At 42.1% G+C, this 511-nt stretch carries 1 protein-coding gene; it reads left to right on the top strand.

Annotated features, from left to right (window positions below; genetic code table 11):
* Positions 1–40: 40 nt before the first annotated feature.
* Positions 41–511: hypothetical protein (locus ABN099_RS19105; protein WP_349465936.1), on the top strand; the 471-nt coding region annotated here is incomplete at its 3' end.

Below are 511 nucleotides of genomic sequence, written 5' to 3'. Positions count from 1 at the left end.
AGGGATGAGCGGATCATTCGCTCTCCCTAAAGGATTCGTGATGAAAAAAATAATATTAGCCTGTTTGAGTCCTTTGTTTTTTTATAGTCATTTCGCAGCAGCTATTCATGTTGGTCCCATCACTGAAATGATGAGCTCAGACCAAACTATTCTCGCGAAAGAAATTGAAAATAACGTTGATCAAGCTCGACTGGTTGGCTTATCCATTGAGCGTATCTCTTCGCCATTAGAAAATGGTCAAGTTATTCCGATGAGCAATAACGAAATTCTCTCTTCCCCTGCCAATTTAATTCTGCCCGGAAAGACTAAAGAGAGCTTTAAGATCTTCTATAAAGGCCCAGCTGATAATCAAGAGCGTTATTACCGCTTAGTGTGGCGTGACGATCCGGTGACTGAAGATGGATCAACCCAAAATAAAAAATCAGCAACCGCCACCACATCTGCCACGATCAGCACCATTTTAGTGGTTGCTCCGCGCCAAGAAAACTTTAGCTACCGTTTCGATAAAGAA

It is taken from the genome of Proteus hauseri (genome assembly GCF_040139125.1).
In the GTDB taxonomy this organism is placed as follows: Bacteria; Pseudomonadota; Gammaproteobacteria; order Enterobacterales; family Enterobacteriaceae; genus Proteus; species Proteus hauseri_B.
Note: the sequence above shows the minus strand (reverse complement) of the source record. Positions and strands in the feature narration are given on the sequence as shown.